Annotated in this window: 13 protein-coding genes and 7 pseudogenes; 10 read left to right on the top strand and 10 right to left on the bottom strand. The window is 66.9% G+C overall.

Annotated elements, in window-relative coordinates; all coding sequences use genetic code 11:
* Positions 1-94: 94 nt before the first annotated feature.
* From ABZY11_RS28235 to ABZY11_RS28215, 5 genes and pseudogenes are all read right to left on the bottom strand, one after another.
* Positions 95-1,255, bottom strand: a pseudogene (locus ABZY11_RS28235) (IS630 family transposase); the annotation flags it as partial.
* 204 nt (positions 1,256-1,459) lie between these two features.
* Positions 1,460-1,702, bottom strand: a pseudogene (locus ABZY11_RS28230) (transposase); the annotation flags it as partial.
* Positions 1,600-1,881, bottom strand: coding sequence for a hypothetical protein (locus ABZY11_RS28225; protein ID WP_356481836.1), 282 nt, complete (start codon positions 1,879-1,881; stop codon positions 1,600-1,602). The gene ABZY11_RS28225 and the pseudogene ABZY11_RS28230, both read right to left, overlap by 103 nt.
* Before the next feature lie 49 nt (positions 1,882-1,930).
* Positions 1,931-2,476 carry a GNAT family N-acetyltransferase gene (locus ABZY11_RS28220; protein ID WP_356481834.1) on the bottom strand — a complete coding sequence of 182 codons (546 nt, stop codon included), beginning with the start codon at positions 2,474-2,476 and terminating at the stop codon, positions 1,931-1,933.
* Positions 2,358-2,732, bottom strand: coding sequence for a DUF4158 domain-containing protein (locus ABZY11_RS28215; protein ID WP_356481833.1), 375 nt, complete (start codon positions 2,730-2,732; stop codon positions 2,358-2,360). The genes ABZY11_RS28220 and ABZY11_RS28215 overlap by 119 nt, the downstream gene beginning before the upstream one ends.
* Before the next feature lie 7 nt (positions 2,733-2,739).
* On the opposite strand from ABZY11_RS28215, the pseudogene ABZY11_RS28210 reads away from it, so the two are divergent.
* Positions 2,740-3,158, top strand: a pseudogene (locus ABZY11_RS28210) (IS30 family transposase); the annotation flags it as partial.
* A 139-nt stretch (positions 3,159-3,297) separates the two neighbouring features.
* Here ABZY11_RS28210 and ABZY11_RS28205 read toward each other — a convergent pair.
* Positions 3,298-3,790: pseudogene (locus ABZY11_RS28205) on the bottom strand (FBP domain-containing protein).
* A gap of 72 nt (positions 3,791-3,862) precedes the next feature.
* On the opposite strand from ABZY11_RS28205, the gene ABZY11_RS28200 reads away from it, so the two are divergent.
* Together ABZY11_RS28200 and ABZY11_RS28195 are read left to right on the top strand one after the other, a co-directional pair.
* Positions 3,863-4,432, top strand: a complete 570-nt coding sequence (locus tag ABZY11_RS28200) for a WHG domain-containing protein (protein ID WP_356481832.1) — start codon at positions 3,863-3,865, stop codon at positions 4,430-4,432.
* A 91-nt stretch (positions 4,433-4,523) separates the two neighbouring features.
* The gene (locus tag ABZY11_RS28195) at positions 4,524-5,702 is read left to right on the top strand and encodes a GDSL-type esterase/lipase family protein (RefSeq protein ID WP_356481831.1); all 1,179 of its coding nucleotides are present in this window, start codon (positions 4,524-4,526) and stop codon (positions 5,700-5,702) included.
* A gap of 75 nt (positions 5,703-5,777) precedes the next feature.
* Here ABZY11_RS28195 and ABZY11_RS28190 read toward each other — a convergent pair whose 3' ends face one another.
* Both ABZY11_RS28190 and ABZY11_RS28185 read right to left on the bottom strand, forming a co-directional pair.
* The gene (locus ABZY11_RS28190; protein WP_356481830.1) at positions 5,778-5,975 is read right to left on the bottom strand and encodes a hypothetical protein; all 198 of its coding nucleotides are present in this window, start codon (positions 5,973-5,975) and stop codon (positions 5,778-5,780) included.
* A 1,030-nt stretch (positions 5,976-7,005) separates the two neighbouring features.
* Positions 7,006-7,326 carry a beta/gamma crystallin domain-containing protein gene (locus tag ABZY11_RS28185; RefSeq protein WP_356481829.1) on the bottom strand — a complete coding sequence of 107 codons (321 nt, stop codon included), beginning with the start codon at positions 7,324-7,326 and terminating at the stop codon, positions 7,006-7,008.
* A 128-nt stretch (positions 7,327-7,454) separates the two neighbouring features.
* On the opposite strand from ABZY11_RS28185, the gene ABZY11_RS28180 reads away from it, so the two are divergent.
* The 5 genes and pseudogenes from ABZY11_RS28180 to ABZY11_RS28160 all read left to right on the top strand — a co-directional run.
* Complete coding sequence (locus ABZY11_RS28180) at positions 7,455-8,324, top strand: hypothetical protein (protein ID WP_356481828.1); 870 nt, start codon at positions 7,455-7,457, stop codon at positions 8,322-8,324.
* A 340-nt stretch (positions 8,325-8,664) separates the two neighbouring features.
* Positions 8,665-9,832 (top strand): annotated as a pseudogene (locus ABZY11_RS28175) (IS110 family transposase).
* A 218-nt stretch (positions 9,833-10,050) separates the two neighbouring features.
* A complete protein-coding gene (locus tag ABZY11_RS28170; protein WP_356481827.1) occupies positions 10,051-10,200 on the top strand; it encodes a hypothetical protein in 150 nt (49 codons plus the stop codon).
* Positions 10,201-10,697: 497 nt separating this feature from the next.
* Positions 10,698-11,483 carry a class I SAM-dependent methyltransferase gene (locus ABZY11_RS28165; protein WP_356481826.1) on the top strand — a complete coding sequence of 262 codons (786 nt, stop codon included), beginning with the start codon at positions 10,698-10,700 and terminating at the stop codon, positions 11,481-11,483.
* A 63-nt stretch (positions 11,484-11,546) separates the two neighbouring features.
* Positions 11,547-11,722 (top strand): annotated as a pseudogene (locus tag ABZY11_RS28160) (ATP-dependent DNA ligase); the annotation flags it as partial.
* Positions 11,723-11,808: 86 nt separating this feature from the next.
* Here the strand turns inward: ABZY11_RS28160 and ABZY11_RS28155 are convergent.
* The gene (locus tag ABZY11_RS28155; protein WP_356481835.1) at positions 11,809-12,105 is read right to left on the bottom strand and encodes a hypothetical protein; all 297 of its coding nucleotides are present in this window, start codon (positions 12,103-12,105) and stop codon (positions 11,809-11,811) included.
* Between ABZY11_RS28155 and ABZY11_RS28150 the strand changes: the two genes are divergently transcribed.
* Both ABZY11_RS28150 and ABZY11_RS28145 read left to right on the top strand, forming a co-directional pair.
* Positions 11,998-12,261, top strand: a complete 264-nt coding sequence (locus ABZY11_RS28150) for a hypothetical protein (RefSeq protein WP_356481825.1) — start codon at positions 11,998-12,000, stop codon at positions 12,259-12,261. The two genes, ABZY11_RS28155 and ABZY11_RS28150, sit on opposite strands and share 108 nt — an antisense overlap.
* A gap of 179 nt (positions 12,262-12,440) precedes the next feature.
* Entirely contained in the window at positions 12,441-12,872 is a 432-nt protein-coding gene (locus ABZY11_RS28145) for a hypothetical protein (protein ID WP_356481824.1), read from the top strand.
* A 781-nt stretch (positions 12,873-13,653) separates the two neighbouring features.
* On the opposite strand, the pseudogene ABZY11_RS28140 reads toward ABZY11_RS28145, so the two are convergent.
* A pseudogene (locus ABZY11_RS28140) lies at positions 13,654-13,794 on the bottom strand (HNH endonuclease); the annotation flags it as partial.
* Position 13,795: the final 1 nt, after the last annotated feature.

Below are 13,795 nucleotides of genomic sequence, written 5' to 3'. Positions count from 1 at the left end.
CGGAATCAAGACGCCGGATCCCTCCCCCATTCAGAGCTGCACGATGCCTGACCAGCAGAAATCAAGCGATCACGTTCGGTTGAGATACGGCTTCTGAGGTGTGCACCCCGCGGCGGATGAGCTTGTCCGTCAGCAGGCCGGACCACCGCTCGACCTGGTTCATCCACGAGGAGCCGGTGGGGGTGAAGTGGACGTGGAAGCGTAGGTGCTTTCCGAGCCACGTCCTGATCTCGGCGGTGTTGTGGGTGGCGTAATTGTCACAGACCAGGTGGATGCCGAGGCCAACGGGCACGGCCTTGTCAATCGTGACCAGGAACTTCTTGAACTCGATGGCCCGGTGGCGGCGGTGCAGTTCCGATATGACGCTGCCGTCGGCGATGTTGAAGGCCGCGAACAGGCTGGTGATGCCGTGCCGGTAGTAGTCGTGGGTGCGCCGCTCGGGCATGCCCGGCATCATCGGCAGCACCGGCTGGGACCGGTCCAGCGCCTGGATCTGGCTTTCCTCGTCCACGCACAGCACGACTGCTTTCTCGGGCGGATGGTGGTACAGGCCGACGACGTCGACGACCTTCGCGACGAACTGCGGGTCGGTGGAAAGCTTGAAGGCGTCCTGGAGATGGGGGCTTGAGGCCGAACTTCTTCCAGATCCGCCCGATGGTCGACTTCGACAGCCCCGTGCGCGCGGCCATCGAGGCCCGTGACCAGTGGGTGTCCCGGCCCGGCGCGGACTCCAACGTCGCCACCAGTACGTCCTCGACCTGGTCGAGAAGGATCGAGGGAGGCCTGCCGGGACGCGGCCCGTCCTGCAACCCGTCCAGCCGCCGCTCCACGAACCGGGCCCGCCAGCGCTCGACGGTCGACTCGTCGATGCCCAGGTCCATCGCGGCCTGCCAGTTCGTCCGCCCTCCGCGCAGCGCAGCACGATCTCGGCCCGCAGCGCGAGGTACTGCGCGGTCTTCGCACGCCTTGCCCAGCGCACCAACCGGGCCCGCTCGCCGTCACTGAGGACCAGGTCGGCCTTCGGGCGACCGATACGGCCCGCATCCTGCAGGCCGGCCAGTCCTTCGGCCGCGAACTTGCGACGCCACTTGCCCACCGTCCTGGCCTGGACTTCAACAAGCCGCCCGACAGCAGCATTCGACATACCGTCAGCACACGCCAGAATGATCCGGGCCCGCTCGGCCGCCCTCCGGTCCCACGACCCCGCCCGACGCACCAACTCGGCACGCTCGACCTCGGACAGCGTGATCGACACAGCGGAAGGCCCAGGATGCGACACCAGAAAAGGGTAGCAACTTACCCTCATGATTTGCGGCGCATCACACTGGGAGCGTGGGTCGGTAACGAGCAAGCCGTCGAGGGTTGGTGGTCGGATCTCTGGCGGTCTGGGGTTTGTCGGCGGTGTCGGGGCGGGTGCGGGGTGTGGTTGCAGTGGAGGGTGATGCTGCCGCCTGGGCGCTCAGGCTCGGGCGGCGGCCAGTCCGGGGGTTCCAACCTGCCCGAAGATCTTTCGCAGGTTGTGGCATGCGGCGATTAGCCGCCATTCTGCGCGGGCGCCTGCTTCGCCGCGTAGCAGGAGCCTGCGGCCGTCTTGGCAGGTCATGATCTGCCCGAAGACCGGTTCGACGATGGCTTTGCGTTGGGCGTAGGCGGCGCGTGCGGGTTTGGTGTGCAGTTTGCGGGCCATGCGCTCTCGACCAGTTCGGCCACGAATCGGGCCAGATGCCCCTCGGGCAGCCACTCATCCAGTGACGGCGGCGGCATCAGTATCTGATCGGGGACGAACGCCCGGAAGGTCTTCTTCACCGCCACCGTCGGCGCGGTCTCCGGCTTCACCACCGCCGCCGGATCCACCTCGAACAGGCCATCCCCACCAGACATACCAGGATTCTTCCATATGGAAGATCACGAACAGGAGGCGGCGTCGAGCTCAATCGCCTGATCGACCGCCAAGATCCGCGGACAGCGCCGCGTAGATGTACTCGCTGCCCCAGCGATCCCCGTCGAGGTCGTTCTCGACCAGATGCGCCTCCCGGCGCATCCCGAGGCGTTCACAGACCCGCACAGACCCGGTGTTCTCCACATCCAGCCGTGCGTAGAGCCGGTGCACGCCCAGCGTGTCGAAGGCAAACCCGGCCAGCGCCGCGGCCGCCTCGGTCGCGTAGCCGTGCCCCTGGTGACCTGGGTCGAGAGTCCAGCCGATCTCGGCCTGGGCGGCACGGGCATCGGCCAGGGCGAGGCTCACCTCGCCAAGGACGCCGGGCTCATCGCGTCGGCAGACAGCGAGCGCCAGCTTGTCCCCGTCGGCGCGCCAGGCCGTCTGCGCCGCGCGCTCGGCGGCAACCTGCTCGCTGCGCTCACGCGTGTGCGCCGGCCGGTACAAGTAGCGCGCCACGCTCGGCAGGCTCTGGTAGGCGTACAGGTCGTCGGCGTCGCCGGGAGTGAACAGACGCAGCGACAACCGGGCCGTGGTCAACGGCAGCAGCGAGGTGACGTCCATGCGGACCTCCGGGACGCGGATGTGGATCAAGTTGCGGACTGATTTTCGCATCACGACTGCCCGGCAGCCACGCCTTTTCAAGAGCAGCGCTCGGCAGCCGCACTTCCAGGACCCGCCGCAGCTCACGGACGTGATCCAGCCGGGTGTTCTCCCGCTCGCCGTACGCCTTCAGCACCGACGCGTCCGCGATACCGAGTTGGTCAGCAAGGTAGTCGGCGACCTCCGCCGGCACGTCGGTCGGCGTCGAACCACGTGTGAAGAACGGCCCGGCCCTGGCCGGCCGCGGCGCCGAGGCAAAGACGCGATCGCCGCCACGATCACCACGCTGCCCGAGCACTTGCGCCGCTCGCTGACCTGGGACCGCGGCAAAGAACTGGCCCAGCATGCCCAACTCCGCATCGACACCGGGCTGCAGGTCTACTTCGCCGACCCGCACAGCCCCTGGCGACGGGGCACCGACGAGAACACGAACGGACTCCTTCGCCAGTACATTCCGAAGGGCACCGACCTGTCGCGATGGGATACCGACGAACTCGCGGCCGTTGCTCTCGCACTCAACAACAGGCCCCGCAAGACCCTCGGTTGGAAGACACCCGCCGAAGCCCTCAACGAACATCTATTCATGGTCCAAGAAGCCGGTGTTGCGACGACCACTTGAGCCCGGGCAGTACACGAGCCAGGCGTCCCGGACAGCGTCGCCGTCCGGATGCAATACCGCAGAAGACCGCCGGACAGGGCTCATTCGGCCGCCGCCTCACATCCAGAACGGTCAGGTGTGACGCGCGAGGCTGGTTGCCTCATGTGGTGACCTTGGCGATGAACGCCGTGAGGTTCGCGACGGCCCGCTGGATCTTCTCCTCCCCGGTGAGCGACTCGGGAAGCCGCGCACCCGCGCCCGCGTTCTTCTTGCCTCGCACGTACAACGAGCAGGCGAGGTCGCTGCACATGTAGGCGCCCACGGAGTTGCCCTGCTGCCCGGCCTTGCCGGCCTTCGCGGCGACCATCAGCGAGACGCCTCCGGTATGGGTCGTCAGGCACATCGAGCACATGCTGCGCCGCATCTCCCAGGAGCCGGGGCTGGGGCAGCGCAGCGCGAGCGCCACCGGACGGCCGTCCAGCTCGATGGCGAGGTAGGCCCGGTCGGGGGCCTGGGGGTCGCGCCAGCCGAGGAAAGTCCAGGTCGTCCCAGGGCCGCTCAACCAAGTCGCGGGGGAGGGACAGGCGCTTCGCTTCACCCTTGGTGCAGTTCACGAACGCGGTACGAATCTCTTGCTCAGTCAGCGACTTCATGAGCGACACGCTAATTTGCCTAAAAGCTTTAGGGCAAATACATAATAGCTGTCGCTGGATAGGAGGCAGGTTATGGTTCGAGTAGGACTGACCCCGGAGCGTCTGACCCGGGCGGGAGCGGAACTGGCCGACGAGGTCGGCTTCGACAAGGTGACCGTTTCGGCGCTCGCCCGGCGGTTCGACGTCAAGGTCGCGAGTCTGTACTCGCATCTGAAGAACTCCCAGGACCTCAAGACCCGGATCGCCCTGTTCGCCCTGGAGGAGCTCGCCGATCGGGTCTCCGCCGCCTTGGCCGGGCGCGCCGGCAAGGACGCCCTGGCCGCCTTCGCAGATGCCTACCGCGACTACGCCCGGCATCACCCCGGCCGCTACGCCGCCGCTCGCTTCAGGCTCGACCCGGAGACGGCGGCCGCCAGCGCCGGCGTCAGGCACGCACAGATGACGCGGGCCATCCTGCGCGGATACGACCTGGCGGAACCGGACCAGACGCACGCGGTCCGGATGCTGGGCAGCGTCTTCCACGGCTACGTCAGCCTGGAGCTGGCCGGAGGCTTCGAGCACAGCGCCCCCGACGCGCAGGAATCCTGGGTCTGGATCGTGGATTCCCTCGACGCTCTGCTACGGAACCGCGCCACACCCTGACCGGATGAGGGCCGCACCTCCCTAGACAGTCCGCCGCTCCGCGCACCGGCGCAAATGAAAATCCGGAAATTTTGATCACCAGGCTGAGGCAATGAAAACTGAGCACGACTGGATCACCACACCTGTCACCGCGGACATCCTGCGCGGTCACCTCGACGTGGAAACGACCGCGCACGGTCTGCTGCCGCATCGGCTGCCCGCCCGGGCACGTCGGCAGATCCCTGACAACCAACTGGCCGTGGCCGAGGGCCAGCCCTCCGGCGTACGGTTGGCCTTCCGCACCCGGGCCACCACTATCGAGCTGGACACACTACCCACCAAGCGGGTCTACCGAGGATTCCCGGCCCCGGCGGACGGCGTGTACGACCTGCTGGTCAATGGCCGTCTCGCTGCCCAGGCCACGGTGGCCGGCGGTAACGTCCGCACGATCATCGACATGACCACCCAGTCCGCCGAGCTGTCGGAGGGACCTGCCGGTACCGCCCGGTTCACCGGTCTGCCGACGGGTGACAAGGACGTCGAGATCTGGCTCCCGCATACGGAGATCACCGAGCTGATCGCCCTGCGCACCGACGCCCCGGTCGAACCGGCGCGGGACAGCGGGCGAAGGGTGTGGCTGCACCACGGCAGTTCCATCAGCCACGGCTCGAACGCCACCCATCCGACCGCCATCTGGCCGGCCCTGGCAGCCGCCCAAGGCGGAGTGGAACTGGTCAACCTGGGGTTCGGTGGCAGCGCGCTGCTCGATCCGTTCACCGCTCGCGCAATGCGGGACACTCCCGCTGACCTGATCAGCCTCAAGATCGGCATCAATGTCGTCAACAGCGATGTGATGCGCCTGCGCGCCTTCACCCCTGCGGTCCACGGCTTCCTCGACACCATCCGCGAGGGGCATCCGACAACACCGTTGCTGGTCGTGTCCCCCATCCTGTGCCCGGTCCAGGAGGACACCCCCGGCCCGCTCATGCCCGACTTCGACAGCAGGACCCTGCGGTTCAAGGCCACGGGCGATCCAGCCGAACGCGCAGCCGGGCGTCTGACGCTCAACGTCATCCGCGACGAACTTGCCCAGATCGTCGAACAGCGGGCGGCCGACGACCCGGACCTGCACTACCTCGACGGCCGTGGCCTTTACGGCGAGACGGACTATGCCGAAATGCCGCTGCCCGACGAAGTCCACCCTGATCCCGCAGGACACCGCCGCATCGGTGAGAACTTCGCGCGGCTCGCATTCGGCGAAGGCGGCCCTTTCATGACCAAGACCGGCTGACCAGGATCACGGCCACGCAAACCGAGCTCGCCGCATGGCCGCACTGCCTGCGGAGTCCACGCCCACGACAACCCTTCATCGCGAGTGGGGACGGAATCCCTGGTTCGCGCGGGGGTGGTAGCCGCGCGGGGTGCAGTAGAAATCGAACGTCTCCCGGAACTTCCTGGTGGCGGTATCCAGCAGTTCCTCGGCGTTGTCGGGAACCCATGCCTCCAACTGCGGGGCCGCGCCGCGTGCTTCCGCCGTGCGCAGTGCACCGGCCTGATCGAGCATCGCCCTGAGGATCGCCGGGTCCTGTGTGCGGCCCAGTCCCTCACGGAAAACTGATACGCGTTCTGCCGCCGTCGGCGCAACCTGGGCCTGACCCGGGAGTTCCACGACCGGCTGCGCGACAAGGTCCGCGAGATGGCGGGGCTGGATCCGGAGCCTAGCGCCGGTGTGATCGACTCCCAGTCGGGTCAGGACGGACGCCGTCGTCGGATCCGACAGCCGTGGCTTCGACGGCCCCGAGCTGACCAACGACCGCAAGCGGCACGTCGTGGTCGATGACGATGCCCATGACCCGCCGCCTTGTCCGCCCACGCCCTTCGCAAGCGTGACCTTCCCCGGGACACTCCGTATCTCAGGCGCACCGCCGCAGGCCCCGGTCGTCCGTCCCGCCTCGGCGCCCCGCGGAGCACACCCGCGGGGCGCCCCGAACCTCGATGCGCGGCCTGGGCGGCCTACGCGCAGTCGCGTCCGCCCTGCCCATGGCCCGACCGACCGACGATCACCCTTCCGTTCCCCTGACGGCCTGATCGACCCCCAAGCGCCGCCAGATCCGCATCGGCAACCGGCTCGCTGTCGGGGCGGTCGAGCTACGACGGGCGCTGATCCGGCTGTCCTGCCTGATCAGCGCCCACCCGTACTGGGAGGAGCACGGCTGGAGCATGGCGGGCCAGGTCGCCACTTCGGGCCATGTGCGGTGGCGTCCTCCTCGACCACTCAACCCGAGCGGTCAATACGCGTCGTGATGTGCGCTGCAGACTGACCTCTGCCCTCCGAACAAGCCGAAACGGCCCGCCCGTTGAACTGGCGAGCCGCATGAAAGATAGAGGCCAAGGGCCATCAGCTTGCCGACGGGGCCGACAGCCGCAGACCGGCGATACACCGAAGCTCCGGCGATTCGGAGCGACTTGGGGAGGTCGCCCCGTTAGACCGAAGCTTCGTTGCATCCATGACGGGCCAGCACGGACTCCTCGCCCTGCCACTGCCTGCGGAATCATCACCCACCGGGGCTCCGAAACGTCCCCGGGAGAAGCCCTTACAGGATTTCGATGGCCTTGACCTTCGGCACGTTCGAATATTTGATATTACTCCACCGGGGGATTTTCACCACATCACCATTGGCGTCGTAGTACTTCACGTCGTTGTTCCCCGTCGAGATCTGGTCGATCCACCACCCGCCGAAGTCCGTCTTCCCGCGGTTCGCGTAGCAGTCCACGCTGTCACGCCCACTACCGTTGTGCGACCAGATCTTCAAGAAATTCGCGTCGGGGTCACAGGTGACGTGGTCGATGGCGGACGCCGTTCCGGCCGGCCCGGCCATGGTGAACGCGACGGCCGCGGCAAGCGCCGCTGCCATGGTGCGCGCAACGTTCCTCGTTCTTGAAATCACAATTTTCCCCTTGAGTCGAAATACAGCGCCAGCAAGCCAATTCGCCATCACGAGCGCATCGGCACTGAACGAGCATCTTACGGAACCAGCCATCCATGCCCGGAGATCCCGATGAGAAATCACCTGAACGAGATTCTCCGACCATATACACCTGGGCTCGACGCGGCCATGAATTTCAATTGCAGGCAAAAACATACGGTTTTGATACACCGAACATCCAGCCTCGATCATTCATGAAGGGCCGTCAGCCTACGTACGACCCCTTTGTGATTCGGACGGTGAGGACCGTCGGCGTCCGGGCGCGCCGCGATTCCTGCAGGTCTGCCGACGACACCTTTCAGGACCTTCTCGGTATCCCCCGGCTGCACGCGGGAGCCACCCGCGTCACTCTCGATCTGCTGATCCCGTGGCTTTACGTGCGTCAGCGGGACCTGCCGAACGACTATCTCGGCAGGCAGAGCAAGGAGCAGCGGATCGCGGTGGCGCGGGTGCTGCTGGGCGCCGATGACGAGATCGTCGACCCGTTGCGCCAGGAGGCCGCTGTCAGGGCGAAGAAGTGGCGCTCGGCAAGTAATCGGGTGAAGAAGATCCTGCGTGACCGTGAGGAACGCGAGTTGCCGTCCCGCAAGGACCTCCAGCTCCACAGCGCTCAAGGGACCACCCAGCATGAGGAAGCGTCGGTCGGGGCCCGCCGGGCTGGAGGAGCCAATGTCGTCTGCAGACTGAACTGGCCGTGCTCCAGCAGAGAGTCCCACTCGGTCCTCATCGCCGACGACGAATTGCAACTGGCAGGCATGCAAGTCCGGTTCGAGCTCGCCAAGTCCACGCACGTCTCGTACCTGTACCTGACGCAGCCGGACGGGCGGCAACGCATGGAGCGCTACAAGGGCGAGGAGATTCCCGAGGATGCGATGCGCCGGTTCAGTGTGCAGATCCAGAGCGGGCCGTTGCGTCGCAGCACCTGAGTGGAAGGCGCGCCGGGGACATCCGCACGCTCGAAGCCGAGTTGGGTGAGGCCCAGAAGGCGACAGAGCCGATAGAAGTGCCACAAGAGCGGTTGGAGAAGACACGCGCCCGCCACAGTGCCGATCTCACAGCTCCCGCGAGCACGAGCGGCTCTCGACGACGCCCGGAAGGGGTGGCAGGACCTGACCGGACGCCGCCGGCTCTGAGGGGACTCCGGGTCAGCGGGCGGACTGCACCGAGTTCATTGCCGTGCTGGAGAAGATCCGCGTTCCGAGATCCGGCGGGGGAAGGCTGACGCATGCCCTGCACGGCTTCGAACAGCCAAAACGCAGGAAGCAGATGAGAGAGCTGGAGCAAGTGAAAGGGTTCTGCGGCATCGACTGGGCCAGCGACCATCACGACATAGCCGTCGTGAACGAATCGGGCACGCTCAAGGCCCGCGCCCGCATCGACGACACCATCGACGGCCTGCACGAGCTTCTCCAGCTACTCGCCGAACACGGCGACACCGCGGAGAACCCCACCCCGGTGGCCATCGAGACCTCGCACGGCCTCCTGGTCGCCGCACTACGCTCGACCGGCCGCCCCGTGTACGCCATCAACCCCATGGCCGCGGCACGCTACCGCGACCGCCGGACCGTCGCACGCAAGAAGTCGGATCACTTCGACGCCCTGGTACTGGCGAACATTCTCCGCACCGACGCCGACGCCCACCGCCAGCTCCCCGCCGACAGCGAGCTCGTCCAGGCCGTCGCCGTGCTCGCACGCGCCCAGCAGAACGCGGTCTGGGACCGCACCCAGGACGGCAACAAGCTGACGTCGCACCTACGCGAGTACTTCCCCGGCTACCTGGCCGCTGTGAGTCACCGCCGCGAGGGCATCTTCCACCCGATTGCCCGCATTCCCCTGGCCGCGGCACCGACCCCGCAGCAGGCTGCCACGCTCACCCGCGCCCAGCTGCGGGCCCTGGTGGAGAAGGCTGGCCGCAAGAACACGATCGACGCGGAGGTCGAGCGGCTCCACACCGCTCTCAGAGCGCCACGGATGCGCCAACTCCCCTTGATGGAACAGGCCATGGGACGACAAGCCCTCGCGCTCCTGCGCCAGCTGGACGCCGCCTGTATCAGCGCCGAAGACCTCGCCGAAGCCACCACCGACGCTTTCGAGGACCACCCCGACGCTGAGATCATCACCAGCTTCCCCGGCCTCGGCCCTCTCAGCGGCGCCCGTGTCCTGGCCGAGATCAGCGACGACCGCTCCCGCTTCGCGGACGCCAGGGGCATGAAGGCATACGCGGGTGCCGCCCCTGTATCCCACTCAACCGGAGCGAGGGCCCACTACGACTGCCGCCGCGAGGCCGGCGACCGGCACACCGCAGCCCAGAGCAACCTCTTCAACCGCATGATCGGCTGCCTCCACCACTGCCTCACCCGGCGCACGCATTCATTTCGACGAGAACATCGCCTTCCCGACGCCACAAGTAGCCCATCTCACCCTGGCGGCTTGACGACTCTTCCGCATCGGATGTCTTCTTCGCTCCGTAACAGCCTCGCGAGTCGCGGCCGACGGTCTCGGCGGCCTCGACCGACTGGGAGTCGATGACGGTGGCCGGGACGAGTAGCACGTGCCCTGGAGGAGCTGATCGAAGTGAAGTCTGAGGGGAGGGAGATCCCGGAGCCGACCGAGGGCAAGACCGAGGGCAAGTGACCGGAATCCGGGAAGATCGTGGACCTGATCGCCGCTCTGAACGCCTCCGTCAAGGCGGCCGAGGAGAGCCGCGGCGAGCACGGCCAGGACTCCACCGTGGACACGATGCAGTCCCGCAAGAAGCCCGCGTCGAAGAAGACGACCACGAGGCAGCGCAGCGCGTCCTGAGCAGGCGGGGGCAGCGGTCATGGTGAGCTTGCCGGGGATCCCTCCGATGCCCGCCACTGCGGGCGCCCTGCCGCCCGCAGCCGCCGAAGACCACTGGGCGTTCGCAAGGTGAAGGCAGACGGGCAGGGAGCCATGGTCTTCCCGCCGGGCCACGGGACCACGACCCTGCAGTCCCGGTCCGTGGCGGACAGCGCCGCTGTTCTCTCTCAAACTCTGTTCTGTTGCATGCAGATGGTCCGATACCGGGATTCGTGCAGGCAGTCAGCTGTGTCGACCTGACAGAGTCAGCAACAGGCGGAGGTGTTCAGTTGGGGATCTTGGCCAGGAACGGGACGGAGCCTCGAACTCTCTTGGTGCCCGATGGTTTCCTGGTGGGCCGTTACGGTCGTTCGGCCTCAAGCAGGGAGCGTGAGGGCCACTGGTGCGCTATCGGGCGGCCGCCGCCGGAGTGGTGAGGCGTGGTGGCCGACCTGCAGCAGCACAGATACGTTGATCGCATGGACCAAGATGACCAGCTTCCTCTCAGCTCGTCGTTCGGCACGGCAGCGGTCGCATACGACGAGCACCGTCCGGACTACGCGCATGCCGCGGTGCGTTGGGCGCTCGAGCCGGCGCCCGGCCCGCGCGTGCTCGACCTGGGCGCCGGCACCGGCAAGCTCACCGCCACGCTGGTCGCGCTGGGTGCCGACGTCATCGCGGTCGAGCCCGACCCGGCGATGCTGACCGAGCTGCGCCGCTCGCTGCCGGCTGTCCGTGCCCTCTCGGGTAGCGCTGAGGCAATCCCGCTGCCGGACGGTTCTGTCGATGCCGTACTGGCCGGCAACGCCATGCACTGGTTCGACATGGCCGTCGCGGGACCCGAGATCGCCAGGGTCCTCGCGCCCAACGGCATTCTGGCCGGCCTGTGGAATCTCATGGACGACCAGGTCCAGTGGGTTGCCGGACTCGCGCGGATCAGCGGGAGCGCGGCCATCGGCCCGCGTGACACGCCCACCAGTTGGCGCGCCGAGACGGCCGGCATACACCTCCCAAAGACAGAGACCGGCGTGGCCGCCCGGTTCGGCTCGCCGGAGCAGGCCGAGTTCCCGCACGGGCAGTGCCGCACCGCCAACTCCCTCGTCGCGACCATCGCGACGCGCGCGGGGATGCTGGTCATGCCGGAACAGGAACGACAGGCCACGTTGAGCCGGATCCGCGCATTCCTCGCCGGTAGACCGGAGACCGCCTGCGGCGAGTTCACTCTGCCGATGCTGACCGGCGTGCTGCGCGTCCGGCGGCTGTGAAGCATCACGTCGAAACCCGACCTGATGCACACCCGCGAGCATGTGGGGACCACCCTCGTCGGCCTGCTCAACGTCGCCGCGATCGACGAGTGCCCCTTCGACCAGGCACCGGACGTGACCAGCGCGGTGTGCTGCCGCGCCTGGCCGGCGAGGTCCGCTGCACGACCAGGACCCGCGCGGAACTGCCGCGACACCCCTCCTGGCACCGACTGCGCCCCGACCTCGCACCGGACGACCTCGGACAGCCCGGCATCTCATTCGCTGCGACTGCAGTTCCGCCTGAGGAATACAGACCTGACCGGGCTCGATATCGGGGACACCTTCCCTATTTCTCTGACACCGAGTCGATGGCGGCCTGGACCGTGTCCAGCAGCTGGGCCAGACCGGTCAGGCTGCCCCACTCCGCAGCGGAGTAATGCCATATATGGCGGATCCCCCGCTTTTCCAGCCGACCGTGGCAGATCTCGACGCTCCTCCTCCCCTTGCGGTCCGGGCCCGTGACACGGAAGTGCATATGACGCACATGGAAGCGGTGGGTGACGCTGCCGCCGAAGACCTCCAGCACCCGGCCGTCGAAGGAGTAGAACTGGCTGCCGACCCTGGCCGTGATCTCGTCGTTCATACGGTGACGCTAACAAGTCCCCCAGCGAGCGAACGCAGATCGGCCAACACAGCCCCCATTCTCAAGATCTGCACTACCAGAACCACCGCATCCCACGAGTGCAACCAGCAGCTGGTCAAGGCCATCCTCACCCTCAAGCTCGCCGTATCAGCGTGAGGTTGGAAAGGAATCAATGTCGGCGTTACTCTCATCCTGAAGTTGCAGGTCACGGGGCAGGCGTGGACGAGGCATGTTGCTCGGGGAAGCACCGCAGCCCCGCCCCACGCCAGCCCCCACCGCCCGCGATGTTCAGGGTGACCACTCAGTGGCGGTCATCCAACCTTTATGATCTCGCGGTGAAGATCTGGACGGAGCACCCTGCCAAGATCGACGTCGAAGCGGTCGTTTGCCGCTACTTCAATCTGCTCCGAGCTGGGGAGATCCCTGAGGCCGAACAGCTCGTCGATCACTCATCGGTCCGGCATGTGCTCAAGTCGCTATGGGCCGGCGCGGTCGGCGCGAGCGCCGATGCGGACAAGATGAGTTGCAGCCTTGCTGCCGATCAGTGGAAGCAGGACCTGTCTTGGCTCTGCGAACTCGATCTCGGGGACTTCAACTGGGGCCACACCGGCAGCCATTTCGATGTCGAGGTCACCTACCGCGCGCAGATAATCGAGGTTTCATTGGGCTTTTGGGTCAAAGCCTACCGACGCTGGCTGGGTCGTGGCGGGACCGTCCACCCTCTGGTAGGACACGCTGAAGAGCAGCACGATCCGGGTGTCGGCTAAATCCCCCGCTGACGGACGATCACCTGCTGACGATCAAGGCCCCGACCAGCCCGAGCCCCTCGTCCTAACCAGCCCCGTGACCTGCAACTTCAGGTTGGAAGAGGCGAAGGCGTCAACAGAATTCATCGACACGACCGGCTGATCTCCCACACTCACGCGGTACGGCCCATCTTGCGGGCCGTGGCTGCGGGCACGTGATCGTCGTGAGTCCGGCCCGTTCGGCTACGAGGCGTTGCAGGGCTCTGGACCGGGCAGCGTCACCTGAGGCCGCCCGCACCTGGGTGGCAGCTTTGGCACGCAGCTCCTGCAGCGCCTGGCAGCCGTCCCCGAAGTACTCTGCCGGCTCGTGCAGGCGGTCACGGATCTGTCGCTCAGCTTTGACCTCGACAGCGGGATCGGTCTGCCCCGGACCACACCCGCCGATGGGCGACGAGTGGCTGGTGGAAACCGCCGGACGCCATGTCCCGCGTCTTCCCCGGTATCTCGGGCGCGGCCGTGCCCGCTACCGGCACGATGTGGGCTGTGCAAGGCTCCGATACCGCGGGCGCGCTGACGGGCAAGCCCCCGGACGGTGCGGACCATCTGAGTGGTGCGGTCCGGAGTCCTCGTTCGTGCTGGGCGTTCAAGGCGTAGATGTCGTATCCGGGCTTGCCGGCGTTGATGAGGGCGATGGTGTTGCGGACTTTGCGCTTGACCGCCACGTCGGTGATGAGTCCCTGTCCGGTGACGTCGTGGCACTGGACAGCCGCCGCTGCCACACGCACGGGCGCACGCCGGCTGTGACCTCGTCGTGGTGCGACCGCCACTCACCCCCGGTCAGCGCGCACCGCGCCCCTTGCTCCGGCGCTTTGACCGCCTCGGGGCAGCCGTCGCCGTCCTCGTCGATCCAGTAGCGGAAAGAGTCCCGCTCGTACCCAGCACGG

Origin of the sequence: Streptomyces sp. NPDC006510, assembly GCF_040611955.1 — a bacterium.
Lineage (GTDB): Bacteria > Actinomycetota > Actinomycetes > Streptomycetales > Streptomycetaceae > Streptomyces.
This window is presented reverse-complemented; position numbering and strand designations above follow the sequence as displayed.